The organism is Bacillus sp. mrc49, from assembly GCF_002803435.1.
This window is the reverse complement of record NZ_PHNG01000694.1, coordinates 20,477-37,130: the sequence shown is the minus strand read 5'-3', so window position 1 is coordinate 37,130 and position 16,654 is coordinate 20,477. Positions and strand designations below refer to the sequence as shown.

General features: G+C 46.4%; 17 protein-coding genes. 12 read left to right on the top strand and 5 right to left on the bottom strand.

The genetic code is table 11. The features are described from left to right. Window positions 1-94: 94 nt before the first annotated feature. On the top strand, window positions 95-937 hold the full coding sequence (locus CVN76_RS15135; protein WP_100531963.1) for an aldo/keto reductase: 843 nt from the start codon (window positions 95-97) through the stop codon (window positions 935-937). A 318-nt stretch (window positions 938-1,255) separates the two neighbouring features. Here the strand turns inward: CVN76_RS15135 and CVN76_RS31040 are convergent, their stop codons facing one another. Both CVN76_RS31040 and CVN76_RS15130 read right to left on the bottom strand, forming a co-directional pair. Then, window positions 1,256-1,444 (bottom strand): hypothetical protein, encoded by a 189-nt coding sequence (locus tag CVN76_RS31040; protein WP_157805671.1) that lies wholly within the window; start codon window positions 1,442-1,444, stop codon window positions 1,256-1,258. Further along, the gene (locus CVN76_RS15130; RefSeq protein ID WP_198512571.1) at window positions 1,441-1,881 is read right to left on the bottom strand and encodes a MarR family winged helix-turn-helix transcriptional regulator; all 441 of its coding nucleotides are present in this window, start codon (window positions 1,879-1,881) and stop codon (window positions 1,441-1,443) included. The genes CVN76_RS31040 and CVN76_RS15130 overlap by 4 nt, the downstream gene beginning before the upstream one ends. Before the next feature lie 181 nt (window positions 1,882-2,062). On the opposite strand from CVN76_RS15130, the gene CVN76_RS15125 reads away from it, so the two are divergent. From CVN76_RS15125 to CVN76_RS15100, 6 genes are all read left to right on the top strand, one after another. Then, complete coding sequence (locus CVN76_RS15125; protein ID WP_100531962.1) at window positions 2,063-3,091, top strand: NADH:flavin oxidoreductase/NADH oxidase; 1,029 nt, start codon at window positions 2,063-2,065, stop codon at window positions 3,089-3,091. Between the two features lie 399 nt (window positions 3,092-3,490). Next, window positions 3,491-6,004 carry a PEP/pyruvate-binding domain-containing protein gene (locus tag CVN76_RS15120; protein ID WP_100531961.1) on the top strand — a complete coding sequence of 838 codons (2,514 nt, stop codon included), beginning with the start codon at window positions 3,491-3,493 and terminating at the stop codon, window positions 6,002-6,004. A gap of 65 nt (window positions 6,005-6,069) precedes the next feature. After that, window positions 6,070-7,392: an MFS transporter gene (locus CVN76_RS15115; RefSeq protein WP_100531960.1), complete on the top strand. Its 1,323-nt coding sequence runs from the start codon at window positions 6,070-6,072 to the stop codon at window positions 7,390-7,392. A gap of 101 nt (window positions 7,393-7,493) precedes the next feature. Further along, window positions 7,494-7,805 carry a rhodanese-like domain-containing protein gene (locus CVN76_RS15110; protein WP_100531959.1) on the top strand — a complete coding sequence of 104 codons (312 nt, stop codon included), beginning with the start codon at window positions 7,494-7,496 and terminating at the stop codon, window positions 7,803-7,805. A 130-nt stretch (window positions 7,806-7,935) separates the two neighbouring features. Then, the gene (locus tag CVN76_RS15105; RefSeq protein WP_100531958.1) at window positions 7,936-9,018 is read left to right on the top strand and encodes a tartrate dehydrogenase; all 1,083 of its coding nucleotides are present in this window, start codon (window positions 7,936-7,938) and stop codon (window positions 9,016-9,018) included. A gap of 65 nt (window positions 9,019-9,083) precedes the next feature. Continuing rightward, window positions 9,084-9,269 carry a sporulation protein Cse60 gene (locus tag CVN76_RS15100; protein WP_061143367.1) on the top strand — a complete coding sequence of 62 codons (186 nt, stop codon included), beginning with the start codon at window positions 9,084-9,086 and terminating at the stop codon, window positions 9,267-9,269. A 91-nt stretch (window positions 9,270-9,360) separates the two neighbouring features. On the opposite strand, the gene CVN76_RS15095 is transcribed toward CVN76_RS15100, so the two are convergent. Further along, complete coding sequence (locus tag CVN76_RS15095; RefSeq protein ID WP_100531957.1) at window positions 9,361-10,290, bottom strand: SDR family oxidoreductase; 930 nt, start codon at window positions 10,288-10,290, stop codon at window positions 9,361-9,363. Window positions 10,291-10,447: 157 nt separating this feature from the next. On the opposite strand from CVN76_RS15095, the gene CVN76_RS31445 reads away from it, so the two are divergent. The 3 genes from CVN76_RS31445 to CVN76_RS15085 all read left to right on the top strand — a co-directional run bounded on the left by CVN76_RS31445 (window position 10,448) and on the right by CVN76_RS15085 (window position 11,881). Continuing rightward, window positions 10,448-10,618, top strand: coding sequence for a hypothetical protein (locus tag CVN76_RS31445; RefSeq protein WP_185113121.1), 171 nt, complete (start codon window positions 10,448-10,450; stop codon window positions 10,616-10,618). A gap of 627 nt (window positions 10,619-11,245) precedes the next feature. Next, entirely contained in the window at window positions 11,246-11,563 is a 318-nt protein-coding gene (locus tag CVN76_RS15090) for an MGMT family protein (protein ID WP_100531956.1), read from the top strand. A 6-nt stretch (window positions 11,564-11,569) separates the two neighbouring features. Beyond that, window positions 11,570-11,881: a hypothetical protein gene (locus CVN76_RS15085; RefSeq protein WP_100531955.1), complete on the top strand. Its 312-nt coding sequence runs from the start codon at window positions 11,570-11,572 to the stop codon at window positions 11,879-11,881. A 250-nt stretch (window positions 11,882-12,131) separates the two neighbouring features. Here the strand turns inward: CVN76_RS15085 and CVN76_RS15075 are convergent, their stop codons facing one another. Then, on the bottom strand, window positions 12,132-13,397 hold the full coding sequence (locus tag CVN76_RS15075; protein WP_100531953.1) for an NAD(P)/FAD-dependent oxidoreductase: 1,266 nt from the start codon (window positions 13,395-13,397) through the stop codon (window positions 12,132-12,134). Window positions 13,398-13,602: 205 nt separating this feature from the next. Here CVN76_RS15075 and CVN76_RS15070 point away from each other — a divergent pair, with 205 nt between their 5' ends. Continuing rightward, window positions 13,603-15,204, top strand: coding sequence for a putative polysaccharide biosynthesis protein (locus tag CVN76_RS15070; RefSeq protein ID WP_061143364.1), 1,602 nt, complete (start codon window positions 13,603-13,605; stop codon window positions 15,202-15,204). A 118-nt stretch (window positions 15,205-15,322) separates the two neighbouring features. Continuing rightward, window positions 15,323-16,042, top strand: a complete 720-nt coding sequence (locus CVN76_RS15065) for a pseudouridine synthase (protein ID WP_061143363.1) — start codon at window positions 15,323-15,325, stop codon at window positions 16,040-16,042. 86 nt (window positions 16,043-16,128) lie between these two features. Here CVN76_RS15065 and CVN76_RS15060 read toward each other — a convergent pair whose 3' ends face one another. After that, window positions 16,129-16,350, bottom strand: coding sequence for a DeoR family transcriptional regulator (locus CVN76_RS15060; protein ID WP_034309346.1), 222 nt, complete (start codon window positions 16,348-16,350; stop codon window positions 16,129-16,131). Between the last annotated feature and the right edge of the window lie 304 nt (window positions 16,351-16,654).

Sequence of the window (16,654 nt, the reverse complement as noted above, 5' to 3'; positions counted from 1 at the left end):
GGGGAAGATTCCTTGAAGGGATGTAATGATACAGATACGCTAACGCATTACAGTCTATGAAATATTGAATGAAAAAAATGGAGGTAGATCGATAATGGTGAAAAATTTACAAGATACAACAACATTGCATAACGGGGTTAAAATGCCTTGGTTCGGTTTGGGCGTATTTAAGGTGGAGGAAGGTCCTGAACTGGTAAATGCGGTTAAAGCAGCAATCAAACACGGTTATCGCAGCATTGATACGGCTGCCATTTATCAAAATGAAGAAGGGGTCGGACAAGGAATCCGCGAAGGCCTCGAAGAAGCTGGAATCACCCGGGAAGAGATATTCGTTACATCCAAGGTATGGAATGCGGATTTAGGCTATGAATCGACATTGGCGGCTTACGAAAAAAGCTTAACGAAGCTTGGCTTGGAGTACCTGGACTTATATCTTATCCATTGGCCAGTGGAAGGGAAGTACAAAGAAGCTTGGAGAGCACTGGAAACCCTTTATAAAGAAGGAAAGGTAAAAGCGATCGGTGTGAGCAACTTCCAGATTCACCATTTGGAAGATGTAATCGAAGCTGCGGATGTGAAGCCGATGGTCAATCAAGTCGAATGTCATCCCCGTCTGACGCAAAAAGAATTGCAAGCATTTTGTAAGGAGCAGGGCATTCAGCTGGAAGCTTGGTCACCTTTGATGCAGGGGGAATTACTGGATAATGAAACATTACAGGCCATTGCGACTAAGCATGGCAAATCCGTTGCCCAGATCATTTTACGTTGGGATCTGCAAAACGGGATCGTAACGATTCCAAAGTCGACGAAAGAGCATCGCATTGTGGAAAACTCATCTGTATTCGATTTTGAGTTGACTGACGAAGAAATGACCCAAATTGATGGGTTGAATCAGAATCATCGTGTTGGTCCGGATCCTGATAATTTTGATTTTTAATCGTGGATGAGGATAGGAAAACGTCCTTAAGCTGCAGACAAACATGAAGTTTGTCTGCAGTTTTTTTTGGATTTGATGAAGATGGCATCCAATGCGCTCATACTGGGGAGTTTATACAATGAACGTTCCATTGCACTGCAGGCGCTCCCTTATCCAGAGGCGGTACGTGAGCCACCTTGGCTTTTCAGCCTGCGATGTCTCACGTAGACGCGCATTTCCCGCAGGAGTGTCGCCCCTTCCGTTGCACGCCACTCTGGATTAATACGAAGAGAGGATTTCCTATGGCGATCGTTTTGGAGGGCTTGGACATTGACTGTTTCATTCCACTGCAGGCGCTCCCTTATCCAGAGGCGGTCGGGTCTCTTCGGGGACCGGTCCTGGGGTTTCTGTCCCTAGATTGTATTTCCGGCAGAGGTCTCTCACTTTCCGTTCCGATAAGTCAGGAACGGCAAAAAATGCCCCAATATGGAATGGGGCACGGAAATGCATGGCTATTTCTTGGTTCATTGTTCAGAGAGCCCGTCTTTAGCATGTGCGAATAATTTGAGTGCTGTGTCGATCTCGCTTTTTTTAAAAGTCTTTTCGAGTGTTTCATTAACGGTGGCAAGGATTTCCTGAAGCCTTATCTCACCACGGTCGGTTATGATCGCACATACACCGCGGCGATCGTCTTCATATCCAATTCTTTGGATGACACCGCAGCTTTTATTTTCCATCCTGACGGAAAGCCTGGACATGGCACTTTGGCTTAGGCCGACCAACTGTTGCAATTCCAGCAGCCGCAGTTTTTTTTCTGGGGTCTCCGATAGAAATAATAGAACATAAAATTCATTTAGGGTCATTTGATGTCTCGCCTGGAGCATGCGATCTAGCTCATTGGAGAGCTCGGCATGAATACGTGTAAACGCTAGCCATGTTGTTATAAGGTTTTGTTCGCTGGACATATTTATTCGCCTTCCTCTGCTTACTTCCTTTAAATATAACACATCTTAAACGTAGTATACCAAGAAGCTAGCGGGGCAGGAGCCGTTTCTTGCCGTTCGGGGGAATCGGATTGGTTGACACACCATGGACGAAATGATATAAATGCATGTGCATGCATTAAAAATAAAGGGGACATAAAATATGAAAGATTTATTCTCATCCTATCGTATAAAAGAGCTTGAACTTAAGAACAGGATCGTCATGCCGCCAATGTGCCAATACTCCGTTGAAGCAAAAGACGGCATACCGAACAGTTGGCATCAGCACCATTATGTAAGCAGGGCAATTGGCGGTACGGGCCTGGTCATCGTGGAAATGACCGATGTGGAACCGGATGGACGAATTTCGGATCACGATCTTGGATTATGGTCGGACGATCAAATTGATGCATTCTCCAAAATCGTTAAGGAAGTGCACCGATACGGAGCGAAGATCGGGATCCAAATTGCCCATGCAGGCCGTAAAGCGGAGGATGCAAAAACTCCTGTGGCCCCATCGGCCATTGCCTTTGATGAAACGTATAAAACACCGAGGGCATTAGAAACGGAAGAAGTGAAGGGAATCGTCGATAAATTCCGTGCTTCAGTGAGAAGGGCCGTCCAGGCAGGATTCGATGTCATTGAATTACATGGCGCACACGGGTACCTCATTCACCAATTTTTATCACCGATCACGAATCAACGTGATGATGAATACGGCAAGGATCTGACCAAGTTTGGTGTGGAGGTCATTCAAGCTGCAAAAAGCGAAATGCCTGCAAGCATGCCTTTAATCATGCGCATCTCGGCAAGAGAATATGTAGAAGGCGGATATGGCTTGGAGGAAAGCATCGCTTTTTCAAAAGTGTTTAAAGAAGCGGGCGTCGATATGTTCCATGTGAGCTCAGGCGGCGAGGGCCCGATTGGAGCAGGGGGAAGACCTGGCACGCATGCAAGCTATCAAACGCCATTGGCTAGGGAAATCAAGAAAGCATTGGATATCCCGGTGATTGCCGTTGGACGTTTGGATGATCCGAACCTGGCAAATTCAATCATTGGCAATGAAGAAGCGGATTTGGTCGCTGTGGGCAGAGGAATGCTGCGCAACCCATATTGGGCTTTGGAAGCGTCCCAGGCATTGAATAAAAAGGTGGCAGTTCCTGTACAATACGAACGGGGATTCAGGCACTGACATAGGCACTTCAATCGAAGGAAAAGTCAGCGAATACTAGATTCGCTGACTTTTTTTATTGCGACTATAGTAGGGATTATTCGACAGTGAAAAGAATCAGTGTGTTCCCGTAATAATGGGAAATGAAGAGGAAATTGATTAGTTCGTTCCATTTTTTTAGGTTGATCTTCCTGTAATTGGCAATAAAGCCCTATGAAATGTGAAGCGATGATGTTTTGTCGACCGAAATGCTGTAAGCCTTTTCATATGAAACGAAGCATATTATCCATTATGGTTAAGGGTGGGCATTATCCCAATCAATGGATATCATGCCGGGCTGGCTCTGGTTTTTGGATGAGAACGATTGCAGGATCAGGTGGGGTCTAGCCAACTCTAACGGATGGAAGGGGAGCAATTAACATGTATACAGAGAGATTTAACCATGCTACGGAGTCCAGGGAAGCTATAGGGGCAAAAGCGGATAATTTAATCAAAATGAAAAAGTTGGGCCTGCCCGTGCCGGATGGCTTTGTGATAAGCCGTCATTCATTCTTGCACTTTGTGAAAGTGAATGAACTCGACTTACAGAGTGGGTCCATTCAAACCGAAATAACGCAAGCGAGCATACCCGAAGATTTATTAATTAATCTGACCAGCGCTTTTTTGGAGCTGCGTGAAAAATATACGGCATTGGCGGTACGCTCTTCGTCTGGTGCCGAAGACTTGGAGCAGGCATCCTTTGCCGGTCAGTATGAAACCTACTTGAATGTCAGGACGGAAGAAGAATTCCTGTCTAGGGTAAAGGAGTGCTGGGCTTCGTGCTTCGAGGCCCGCGTCTTGCAATATAGCAAAACGATCGAGGAACAGGTCGATACATTGAATATGGGCATTGTGGTCCAAGGCTTGATTCATTCTGACGTTTCAGGAGTGATATTCAGCCAGGATCCCGTTACATGCAATTCGGATCATATTTTGATCAATGCCAGTTATGGGCTTGGAGAGGCTGTCGTTTCAGGAATCGTTACACCGGATGCCTTCGTGGTCAAACGTGATGGCAGGAAAATCGAGAAAATCATCGGCAGCAAAGAGCTGAAAATCATACCGGGCGCAGTAGGGACCGAGGAATTGGAAACGACTAAAGCGGAACGGGATGCGTACTGCCTGGATGATGCGATGATTTCACGATTGCTCGAATTGACCCTTGAGGTGGAAAGGCATTATCAGCATCCGGTCGATTTGGAATTTGGCATTCAAAATCAAGTAATATACCTCTTGCAAGCCCGGCCGATCACGACTGTAATCCAAGCGGAAGAAGCCATTCCCGATGCAAGGAAAGAATTCATGTTGGAACGGGAAGATGAAGAGGAATTCTGGTTCTTGATGGATTCCAGATTTCCCGATCCCATTTCGCCATTATTCGCTTCGATCGTCACACAGCCATTTTATCAAGGGATGGCCAAAGCGTCAGAGGAGCTGAAGGAACCGATGGGATCTACCCAAATGAAAGTCCATAATGGATACTACTATGGAAAGCAAATCCGCTTCAAACAGGAACCGGAGCAGTTATTCATGGAAAACGAAAAGCTTATGGAGGAATTGTATCCCGAGCTGACTAATAGGATGTATGATATCGTCCATGATCATTTAATGCCCATTTATCGCCATCTCGATGAGGAAACATCACAGCCATTTACAGCAGCGAAAGCCAAAAGAGGCTTGGAGGAGTTGGCGGGGTTTTTCAAAGAGGTTTATTATTGGCATTTCATCATCGTCCTGCCTCATGCCAGTATGAATATTAAGCTTGAGAAGATGTTCCAAAGACTGCTTGGAAGTGAGCCATCCCGTGATCTCTATCAATCCATGGCGGGAATCATGAATAAGTCACTGGAATCCGATCGTCTCTTATGGCAATTATCGATGAAGGCGAGAAAAGAACCGCAATTACTGCATGTTATCATGAATTCGGATGAAGGGAACGTATCCGAGGCCCTGAGCACTTTTGGGAAAGGGAAGGATTTTCTTGACCGTGTTGAAAAATTCGTCCATGAGTACGGATACAGATGCCTTAAGTCCCATGATTTCATGGGGGAGACTTGGGTGGAAAATCATGGGCATGCACTTGGAATCATCAAGAATTTCATCAAGAATGGGTATGATTTTGATAAAGAATTCGAAGCGGCAGTGATGGCCAGGAATCGGATTCATCAAAATTTCCTAACGTCAATTGAGGATCCAAGTGAACGGGAGGAGTTTGAAAAATGTTACCAAATGACCTTGGATGCGGCTGTCATCACCGATGATCATCACTTTTACATCGATGCCATGTTCGATGCCAAGGCCCGCCTATACCTGTTGAAGGTAGGGGAGCTCCTGGTCCAACAGGGCGTTCTCGATGATGCAGAGGATATTTGGTTTTTATATAAAGATGAAATCATTTCAATTTTGGATGCACCGCGCTCGTTGATGGCCACGGTATTGGAACGGAAACGGCAATATGATCTCCAGGGGAAAATCAAAACACCAGCCTACTTTGGCAAACCTACGGAAGAAGAACAGGCTTTTGTGGAAATGGTGTTTGGTTCATTGGCAGAAGACAAGGAAAATACGGCGAATACAATGAAAGGCATATCCGCTTCAGCGGGTGTATGTGAAGGGAAGGTCAAGGTGATTTCCGGCATGCATGAGGCATCGAAGTTTAAAAAAGGAGATATATTGGTTTGTAAAAGCACGACACCTGTTTGGACGTCCTTTTTCCAGGATGCCATAGCGATCATTGCCGATACAGGCGGGATGCTGTCCCATTCGGCCATCATCGCCAGGGAGTATCGCATTCCCGCAGTATTGGGGACAAAAATAGGCACGGAACGATTGAAGGATGGAGATCAAGTCATTGTCGATGGAAATACGGGAACAGTCACGATTATCGATGCATGATTCCATTCGATTCGAACGACTCCTTTCAATGGAATAGTCTTTCGTTTAAGGATTGAGGTGTAAGGATGAGCAGACAGAAAGAATTCCTGATGATTGTTTTTATATTGATGGCAGCGTTCCTTGTACCGGTCAACTCAACGATGATTTCGATAGCACTCGGTTCAATTACGGACTTTTACGGTTTGGATATACACAGTGTGACGTGGGTGGTCACAATCTATCTCATAGTCATGGCCGTAACCCAGCCGATCGCAGGGAAGCTTGGAGATCTTTATGGCAATCGGAAAATCTATATCATTGGCATACTATTATTTCTCACTGCCTCGATTGGCTGTGGCCTTGCTCCAAATATAGGTGTGCTCGTCGCTTTTCGGTCACTCCAAGCCATAGGGGGAGGCTTACTGATCCCGAATGTCGTTGCCCTTATCCGTCATGCCGTTTCCAGAGAGCGGCTGCCGGGGGTATTGGGTTTTTTCGGCTTAGGCATGGGGCTGGGAGCGGCCGTCGGTCCATTGATCGGCTCATTATTGATTGCCATAGCCAGCTGGAAAGCGATATTCTGGGTCAACGTCCCTTTATTATTAGGTGCGCTTGCTGGAGGGATGTTGCTTATTCCCAAGCTTGGGAATAAGCGTCCCCAACAGCCCCTGGATGTGGTTGGTGCCATTTATTTGGCCATTGCCATCACTTTATTGATTGCCTTGACACATGCAACATCGCCGGCGGCATACATCACACTTGGATTGGGGACGCTTTTATTTACGGGATTGTTCATAAGGAAAGAGCAATCCGTTGCCTCGCCGGTTATAGATTTCGCCTTATTCAAAAATCCTATATTCGTGAATGCCAATCTATCGGTGTTGATCAATAATTTCACGATGTATGCCATCTTGTTGGTCATGCCGTTGATCATGACCACAAAAATGGATATATCCACCTCGATGAGCGGCGTGATGTTATCCTTGTTCTCCATTTCCATGGCTTTTGGCAATATGGTCGGCGGACAGCTTAATGGAAAATGGACATCGCAAAAGGTCATTTTCCTTTCATTCGCCTTCACCGTGTTAACGAATCTATTATTATTGTTCGTCATCCAAAACCAGTCGCTTCTTTATTTAGCGATAACGCTTATCGTGAACGGTTTGGCGATCGGTTTAGGTCTTACCAGCATGCAGGTCGCTTCCCTGGAGGCGGTCGATGAATCTGCATCGGGCTCTGCATCGGGGATCTTTTCGACATTCCGCTATTTTGGCAGCATCATCTCATCTACTTTGATCGGGATCATCACGAATTATTCGGTCCTATTTGCAATTTTGATGGCGGCAGCCTTGACTGGAGCGCTTTTATCGAGAATGGTGCATAGAAGTAATAAGCTATCGGCGCCATGAAGAGGGGCTTGTTTCTTGGACCGGTTGAATGGCTTCCTTAAAAGTAAGGAATTTTGTTATAATGAGAGAGATAATACAAACGATAATTCGAGGTGCTAATTATGGAAGAAATCAAAATCGTTACAACCGAAGAAGTGGAAGCTAAGTTAGAGGCCGGCGAAGCGCTGGAACTTGTCGATGTTCGTGAGGACGAAGAAGTGCAGGAAGGGATGATCGAAGGCGCCAAGCATATCCGCATGAATGATATCCCGGCGAACCTTGATTACTTCGATAAAGAAAAGGAATATATTTTCATTTGCCGGTCAGGACGCCGCAGTGAAAATGTCTGCCATTATCTGCAGGAACAAGGCTATAAAGTGGCAAACATGGTTGGCGGAATGCTGGAATGGGACGGCGAAGTCATCGTTAAGTGAATATGCCCTTGAAATACGAGGCCTGCGAATATTCGCAGGTCCTTTTTATGATTGAACAGGGGATGCAGATGTAATATGTTAAAATGAATGATGATAAATCAGAAAATTTCGATAAAAAGGAGCGAAGGAAATGAGTGTTCATAAGATAGCGGTCATTGCAGGAGACGGAATAGGGCCCGAAGTGATTGAGGAGGGCGTGAAGGTCCTTGAAGCGGTGGCTCGGATTGCAGGGGATTTTTCCTTCGAGTTTACTTATTTCCCTTGGGGGTGTGAGTATTATCTGGAGCACGGTACAATGATGCCGGATGATGGCCTGGAACAATTGAAGAAATTTGATGCCGTGTACCTTGGGGCGGTCGGGTATCCCGGGGTGCCGGATCATATTTCATTACGTGAGCTGCTGCTGAAAATCAGGAAGCAATTCGATCAGTACGTGAACGTTCGCCCCGTCAGACTGCTTCAAGGTGCGCCATGTCCGTTAAAGGACGTGACTCGTGACCAAATCGATATGGTCGTCATCCGTGAAAATAGCGAAGGGGAATATTCCGGGGCCGGGGATTGGCTTTTTAGAGGCAAGCCGGAGGAAGTCGTCCTGCAAACGGGAGTTTTTTCACGAAAAGGAACGGAGCGGATCATTCGCTATGCCTATGAGCTGGCACGCAAAATGGGGAAAAGCCTAACAAGTATAAGCAAAGCCAATGCCTTGAACTATTCCATGGTTTTTTGGGATCAGGTATTCGAAGAGGTTGGAAGAGAGTATCCTGATGTGGAAACGAATTCTTATTTGGTCGATGCGGCGAGCATGTATTTTGTCAAACAGCCTGAGCGATTCCAAATCGTCGTCACCTCCAATTTATTTGGTGACATCATCACGGATCTGGGGGCTGCCATTGCAGGCGGGATGGGCCTTGCGGCAGGCGCCAATTTAAATCCGGAGCGGATTTATCCCTCGATGTTCGAACCGATTCACGGCTCCGCTCCGGACATTGCCCATAAAGGCATCGCCAACCCTCTTGCCGCCATATGGTCCGCTAGCCAAATACTTGATTTCTTTGGGCATGAAGGTTGGGGTGCGAACGTGTTGGACGTGATCGAACAGGTGATGGTCGATAAGAAAACACTGACTCCGGATATGGGCGGGACAGCTACAACGGTAGATGTTGGGACTGAAGTGGTTGCGCTGTTATCGACTATACACATTAAGCATGTATAAATTTCTTGGGAAATGGGCATCCTGCACAATATCTATCATTATAGTAAAAAGGGCGGGGAGAGCCGATGATCCAAGTTAAATTATTCGATTATGAGCATGAGAAGGACCTAGAGGATGAAATGAATGTTTTCCTGGAAGACATCCGGGAAAATCAAATCGTCGACATTAAATACAATGTTGCCACTACTGGGGAAGATGAAGAAGAGCAAATCTACTGCTTCAGCGCGATGATCATTTATAAGAAAAAATAACGCGGTCGGACATATACCGATATGGCAGACTACCTTTTGCTGGATAGTGGCAAACCAAGGTAGTCTTTTTTTCGTACCCATTAAGCGGATGTCAGGATGATGTCGCTTCCCCGCCGTTGACATGAAGTGTTTGTCCTGTCACAAAACGGGAATCATCGGAAGCCAGGTAGACAAAGGTTGGGGCCAGTTCAAATGGCTGGCCTTGACGCTCCATCGGGTTCTGGACTTGTGTGACTTCGTCGGCAGAGAAACTTGCCGGGATGAGAGGCGTCCAAAACCTTCCAGGCGCAATGGCATTCACCCGGATCCCTTGGGCGACGAGGCTGTTTGCCAATGCCCGGGTAAAGCCGATATTGGCTCCCTTGGTCGCTGTGTAATCAATCAATTGCTTGTTTCCATTGAACGTCACGACGGAAGAGGTATTAATGATGGAGGCTCCTGCCCGTAAATGCGGCAGGGCTGCCCGGGTCGTATAGAAGTGGGAATAAATATTCACTTTAAAGGTGTCATCGAATTGCTCATCGGTAATATCAAGCAAGCTTAATTGCTGGAATTGAATGCCCACGTGGTTGCAAAGAATATCCAGCTTTCCAAATGCATCAATGGTGTCTTCCACGATATCGATGCATTGCTGCTTATCCCTTAAGTCTCCAGGAAGCAACAGGCAACGCTGTCCTAGCTCTTCGATCCTCGACTTGGTTCGTTCTGCATCTTCATGCTCATCCAAATAAGCGATGGAAACATCTGCACCTTCTTTAGCAAAAGCAATCGCAGCTGCAGCACCGATCCCGCTGTCACCGCCCGTTATCAATGCAACCTTGCCCGTCAATTTCCCGCTGCCTTTATAATCGGGATTTTCGATGATGGGCCGTGGCACCATGAACTTTTCTACACCAGGCTGGCGAAATTGGCGTTGCTCCGGAACGGTAATCGGCACATCTTGATAACGAGTGATTTTTCCATAATTCGGCTGAAGGGGATAGCCTTTTTGGGATGGTTTCTTTTTCTTACCTTCTGTCATGAAGAGTCCTCCTAAAAAAGAAATTAGTCGGTTTACTGTATGTTGACTAGGCAAATGCCGTGCATGTTGATATGGAACTAAACGAGTGGGTACGGGCTCGTTGCCGTTTCGTTCGAATATGCTGAAGGGAAGAAAAAAAGTTTTTGGAGGCCTCGATATGCCGTATTATTACAGTGAACAAGTGAAATTGTTATTGGTCGAGCACTCGGATGAAAAAGTGGAGGTATTATATGATTCCAATCCCTATGCCTTTGTATTGCCGCTCATCGGCTCAAGGCCCCCTTATTATTACAATCCGCGCTATGAGCCATATTACCCGGTGATATGAAATGGGAGGCTGCCTTTTGCCATGAAAGAATCAAGCTTAAGGCAGCCTCACCCTTCCGTTTTTATCAGGGGGGGAACTGATCACACCCTTCTATGAATTTTACAAAACGGCCATTAATGATAAAGTTATCGGTAATACATAATGCGGACGGGTGTATGTAAAAAGAAGAATCCATTGGGACACCTGCTGAAAAACGCCGAACCTTGGACTGCTATATTGAATATGAGGAAGTATTCATTAAACCAGGAATTGAACAGGAGGACCATATTCTAATCGAAAATGACCGTATCATTGGCTGCTTCATGTAAATGCAAGCGCATCTTAGTAGTAATTTTGATATTGCTTGGACGTTTGTTTGAAAACCTTGTTTAAGCACTTCTTGGAAAGGTTTAAACGGATTACGGCTACTCTGCCTGGGGAATGTTGAGTGGAGCCATGACGATCAGGTCAGTGAGAAAAAAGGAAACCATCAATTAATGGATGAACGGAAAATGGATTTCTGTTTGTGCCTACGATGATTGCAGGGGGACTTACGCGTTACCCAGCCTGATCAAGCAGCATCGAGTTCTCATATCCGATGGGAAAATGACGAATTTGTCTAATTGATGGAACAAAGGGGCGAGTAATTTGGAAAGTTTTACGGAACAGGTAATTAAGATCATTCAACAAATCCCTCCAGGTAAGGTGATGACATATGGTCAGATTGGACAGCTTGCTGGAAGCGCCCGCGGTGCAAGACAGGTCGTAAGGATCCTGCATTCGAGCAGTAAAAAACATCATCTTCCTTGGCATCGGGTAATCAACTCAAAAGGAGAAATCGGCATAAAAGCAGAAGGCGCAGCCGAACACCAGAAAATCATGCTGGAAAGCGAAGGTATCACATTCACAAACCGGAATGCGATCGACCTCGAAGCTTATCGCCATCATCCAGAACTAAACGAATGAAAGTGAATGAAGGCAGTCGGCCGTAAAAAGTGCGGAGTCGGCCGGAAAAGTGCGGGGTCGGCCGGAAAAGTGCGGAGTCGGCCGGAAAAGTGCGGGGTCGGCCGGAAAAGTGCGGAGTCGGCCGGAAAAGTGCGGAGTCGGCCGGAAAAGTGCGGAGTCGGCCGGAAAAAGTGTGAAGTAGGCCGGAAAACAGTCGGGGTCGGCCGGAAAAGTGTGGAGCCGGCCGGAAAAGTGTCGGAGTCGGCCGGAAAACAGTCGGGGTCGGCCGTAAAAAGTGCGGAGTCGGCCGGAAAAGTGCGGAGCCGGCCGGAAAAGTGAGGAGTCGGCCGGAAAACAGGCGGAGTCGGCCGGAAAACAGTCGGGGTCGGCCGGAAAAAGTGCGGGGTCGGCCGGAAAAAGTGCGGAGTCGGCCGGAAAAAGTGTGGGGTCGGCCGGAAAACAGGCGGGGCCGGCCGGAAAAAGTGAGGAGTCGGCCGAATTATTCTCCGGACAAACGCTGAATGAGTGGCCAATAAAGAAATCATCCATAAAGAAAGGCTGATCCGATTGGATCAGCCTGGTTATTATGTCATGAACGGGCATGTATCGCGGCATTCATTCCGGCTAGTCTTCCGGTAACTAAGGCCGAGGTGATGTTGTAGCCTCCAGTGTATCCGTGTATGTCCAGGATTTCACCGCAGAAGTACAGTCCAGCCATTAGCTTGGAGGACATTTCTTTCGGATGGATTTCCTTGACGGATACGCCTCCGCCGGTGACGAAGGCCTTTTCCAGTGGCTGGGTGCCGTGCACGCCAAATTGGAAGTCCTTGCAAAGCTCGGCAAAGCGGCGGATTTTCTCATTTGAAATCGTCGCTCCTTGCTCTTGAAGGTCGATGCCGCTGCGTTCAAGCAGGAAGTGGAGGTATCGTTCCGGGACGATACCTTTTAACGTATTTTTGATCGCTTTTTTCGGTTCTGCCTTGATTTCCTTCATGATGTCTTGAAAGACTTCTTCTTTGTTTCGATCGGGAAGGGCATCGAGTTTCATGGTCACTTCCGAGAGGTTCCATTTTTTCATCGCTTTCACGACGAATTGGCTGCATCTTAAGACAGCTGGGCCGGATACGCCAAAATGGGTGAAGAGCATATCCATTTGGTGTGTAATCAGGGCCTTGCCTTTTGGGTTGAGCACGCTCAGCGAAACATCTCGAAGTGCCAGGCCTTGCAGCGCTCGCGCCTTAATGAAGGGTTCGTCGCTTAAGATGGGAACTTCCGTCGGGAACAGCTCGGTAATCGTATGCCCCGCCTTTTTGGCCCAAGCATAGCCATCACCGGTTGATCCGGTGTGGGGAACCGATTTACCGCCAACGGCAATCACGACCGCATCTGTGTCAACGGTTTGGCCATCTTTCAGCCGGACCCCGCTTGTTTTTCCATTTTCATAGAGAACCTCGGCAACTGGGGAGTTCTTGTAAATCGTTACCTTCAGGTTCGATAGGCGCGTCAGCAGGGCATCCACGACGCTTTGCGCTTTATCGTTGACCGGGAACATCCGGCCATGGTCCTCTTCTTTAAGGGCGACGCCCAATTTTTCAAAGAATTGAATGATGTCCTCATTGTTGAATTCCGAGAAAGCACTATATAAGAATCGCCCGTTACCAGGGATGTGCTGAATGATTTCATCGATTGAGAGCCTGTTCGTCACGTTGCAGCGTCCGCCGCCCGAGATGGCAAGTTTCCTGCCAAGCTTCTCGCCTTTATCCACTAACAAGACTTGGGCACCTTTTTCCCCGGCCGCAATTGCTGCCATCAAACCGGAGGGGCCTCCGCCAATTACCACTACATCATATTTCAAATTGATCACCACTTTATCATTTTCAGTCCCTTCATTATATAGCAAGAGCCCTAAGAATTGCGAATGTAGAAAAAAAGGAATTATTTGTTTGTGTATTATCTTCGAAAACGATAAACTTGAGTGTAGTTTTCTATAGAAAAAATACTTTAATATGATAAGATAAAGAGCGTGTAAAACGTAACTGACAGAGGCAGGAAGGGATTAGATGTCATCTAAGTTTTTAAAAGGGGCTTTTATATTAACGCTGGGAGCGATCATTTCCAAGGTTCTTGGTTTATTTTACGTGATCCCATTTGAACATATGGTCGGGAATAAAGGGGCTACCCTCTATCAATATGGATACGTTCCATATACCATTTTCATCAGCTTTGCAACGGCGGGCATGCCGCTTGCCGTTTCTAAATTCATTTCGAAGTATAATGCACTCGAGGAATACGCCGTCGGTGAGAAGCTATTCAAATCGAGCCTGAAATTGATGGCTGTCACCGGTTTTCTCGCTTTTTTGGTTCTCTATACGATGGCCCCGCTGTTTACTGAAGTATTTGGTGTAAAGAAGGAAGATGTCAGGGATGTCACGGAAATCATACGGGCAGTCAGCTTCGCCTTGATCTTTGTACCGTTCATGAGCATCATCCGCGGTTTCTTCCAAGGTCATGAAGCGATGGAGCCAACGGCCATATCTCAGGTAATTGAACAAATTGTCCGCATCGTGTTCCTTTTGGCCGGTGTGTATGTTGTTTTGAATGTCCTCGATGGGGAGTTGGTAAGGGCCATCCAAGTAGCCACATTCGCGGCGACGGTCGGGGCAATCGGCGGATTAGTGGTGTTATTTTGGTACTGGAAAAAACAAAAACCTTATTTGGACAGCCTGATGGAGAAAGACCGGGGGACGATGGAGATTTCCCTGAAGGAAATCTATAAAGAAATATTTCTATCGTCGATTCCTTTCATATTTGTCGGTATCGCGATGCCAATGTTTCAGTTTGCGGATTTGTTGTCTTTCAATAAGGCGATGTCGTCGATCGGGTTGCAGCATGTCGCAGAAGATGCCCTTGGGGTTTTGAATGTGTATGCTCAGAAGCTTGTCTTGATTCCGATGACGCTTGCAACCGGGTTTTCCATGGCGCTGCTTCCTTCGGTGACGAAGGCATATGTCAGCGAGGATTCGGAAGAGTTGAACCGCCAGTTGAACCAAGCCTTCCAAATTTTATTGTTCATTACGATTCCGGCGGTCGTGGGCATGTCAGTGCTGGCCGATCCAATTTATAGTGCCTTCTACAGCCATGATCCACTTGGAATCAGTGTCCTGAAGGCTTATGCGCCCGTTTCCATCTTGTTTGCGCTTTTTTCCGTTTCGGCGGCGATTCTGCAAGGAATTAATCAGCAAAAATATACGGTGCTCAGCCTGCTTGTAGGCTTTTTGATCAAATTGAGCTTGAATATCCCGATGATCAAGTTGCTTGAAACGGAAGGATCCGTTTATGCCACGGCATTCGGCTACTTGGCTGCTGTCGTTCTGAACTTGTATGTCATCACCTACTTTACTGGATATCGTTACAGCCTTACTATTAGAAGATCGGTATTGATTACTGTATTTTCCATGATAATGGGACTGGCAGTATGGGGCATGAACAGTTTATTATCGCTGTGGCTAACAACCGAAGGGCGGTTCCAGGCGATATTGATCGTGGCCGTTTGTGCCATTTTCGGAGCGCTCATTTATGCGGCGCTTTCCTTGAAAAGCAAACTGGCGCATCGCTTGTTCGGAAGCCGAATCGATCGATTGAAGACTAAGTTAGGTTTATGAACGTTTGATGTGTAAAAAAAAGGGTATTGGTAAGTGAATCCCCAAAATATCATATATTGGCCTTGCCTGTCATGAAAATGGGCAAGGCTTTTTACTGAAAAGGCTCTAGGAGGAAACGATGAGAATTGATAAGATATTATCCAATATTGGTTATGGCAGCAGGAAAGAAGTGAAGAAGCTCCTGAAATCAGGTGCCGTGAAGGTCAATGAACGGGTGCTGAAGGACCCGAAGGAACAAGTGGATCCTTATGCGGAAATCGTGACGGTCCATGGTGACCGGGTAGAATACAGGGAATTCATCTATTTAATGATGAATAAACCGCCTGGCGTCTTGTCGGCGACCGAAGACAATCACCAAGAGACGGTCATCGACATCTTGGAGCCTGAGGACTCGGTATTCGAGCCCTTTCCTGTGGGCCGTTTGGATAAAGATACAGAAGGGTTATTGCTGATCACGAATGACGGTAAGCTGGCTCATCAACTGCTTTCCCCGAAGAAACACGTCCCGAAAACGTATTTTGCGGTCATTGAAGGCGAAGTAACGGAACGGGATATTGAGGCATTCCGCAACGGCGTCACCTTGGATGACGGGTACGAAACAAAACCGGGTGAATTGAATATCCTTAAATCAGGTTTGACCTCGGATATCGAGCTGACGATCATGGAAGGGAAGTTCCATCAGGTCAAGCGGATGTTCGAGGCTGTGGGTAAACGTGTCGTTTACCTAAAGCGGCTCTCCATGGGAAGCCTGCAGCTCGATGAGGAGCTTGAGCTTGGTGAATACCGTGAGTTGACCGCTGAAGAGCTTGAACAACTGAAAGCCGGTCAGCCTGATTGAAAAATAAGCAAGAAAAAATGAGGCGGACATATATTGTCCGCCTCAAAGTATTTTACATATCGATTTCGTTCGGGTGGTCGTTCTCTTTACGATGACATCTTCACCTTTTTACTTGTTGTCGTCCAAAGGCCTCGGCTTGGGCTTTGAACAAGGTCATTGTATGCTAAGACATTTAAATCGCGCTGCACAGTTCGAGGAGTGATGCCAAATTCTTCTACAAGCTCTTGAGTAGAAACCGTACCGTTATTGCTAATGAACATATAAACGGATTTAATACGGGTTAACATGCGATTTGTTGAAGGTTTCAAAAAATCACTCCTTATTCTTTTCATTGTTAGTGTAAAACAAATGAAAACAACCGATATGTCGGACAGCGTTTCAGCTGTCGCTATGTACTTGCTATACCCACCCTATAACTCCTCGGAAACATTTAGAGAAAAAACAAGATGTCATTAGCTTCATTCTACTCCTTTGCAAATGCAAATTCTAGAACAAAATGATAATTGACTAAATATTACATTTATTATATCAAATTTTAACAAATTTATTCCGTTTACATATATAAAAATTAACAAACATGGAGGTGACTTCTTTTGCTTATTAGCATTTTGC

Bases quoted from the DNA above. Each gene is read 5' to 3' on its own strand.
- CVN76_RS15135 (WP_100531963.1), top strand. From the start codon at position 95: ATGGTGAAAAATTTACAAGATACAACAACATTGCATAACGGGGTTAAA.
- CVN76_RS31040 (WP_157805671.1), bottom strand. From the start codon at position 1,444: ATGAACCAAGAAATAGCCATGCATTTCCGTGCCCCATTCCATATTGGG.
- CVN76_RS15130 (WP_198512571.1), bottom strand. From the start codon at position 1,881: ATGTCCAGCGAACAAAACCTTATAACAACATGGCTAGCGTTTACACGT.
- CVN76_RS15125 (WP_100531962.1), top strand. From the start codon at position 2,063: ATGAAAGATTTATTCTCATCCTATCGTATAAAAGAGCTTGAACTTAAG.
- CVN76_RS15120 (WP_100531961.1), top strand. From the start codon at position 3,491: ATGTATACAGAGAGATTTAACCATGCTACGGAGTCCAGGGAAGCTATA.
- CVN76_RS15115 (WP_100531960.1), top strand. From the start codon at position 6,070: ATGAGCAGACAGAAAGAATTCCTGATGATTGTTTTTATATTGATGGCA.
- CVN76_RS15110 (WP_100531959.1), top strand. From the start codon at position 7,494: ATGGAAGAAATCAAAATCGTTACAACCGAAGAAGTGGAAGCTAAGTTA.
- CVN76_RS15105 (WP_100531958.1), top strand. From the start codon at position 7,936: ATGAGTGTTCATAAGATAGCGGTCATTGCAGGAGACGGAATAGGGCCC.
- CVN76_RS15100 (WP_061143367.1), top strand. From the start codon at position 9,084: ATGATCCAAGTTAAATTATTCGATTATGAGCATGAGAAGGACCTAGAG.
- CVN76_RS15095 (WP_100531957.1), bottom strand. From the start codon at position 10,290: ATGACAGAAGGTAAGAAAAAGAAACCATCCCAAAAAGGCTATCCCCTT.
- CVN76_RS31445 (WP_185113121.1), top strand. From the start codon at position 10,448: ATGCCGTATTATTACAGTGAACAAGTGAAATTGTTATTGGTCGAGCAC.
- CVN76_RS15085 (WP_100531955.1), top strand. From the start codon at position 11,570: ATGAAGGCAGTCGGCCGTAAAAAGTGCGGAGTCGGCCGGAAAAGTGCG.
- CVN76_RS15070 (WP_061143364.1), top strand. From the start codon at position 13,603: ATGTCATCTAAGTTTTTAAAAGGGGCTTTTATATTAACGCTGGGAGCG.
- CVN76_RS15065 (WP_061143363.1), top strand. From the start codon at position 15,323: ATGAGAATTGATAAGATATTATCCAATATTGGTTATGGCAGCAGGAAA.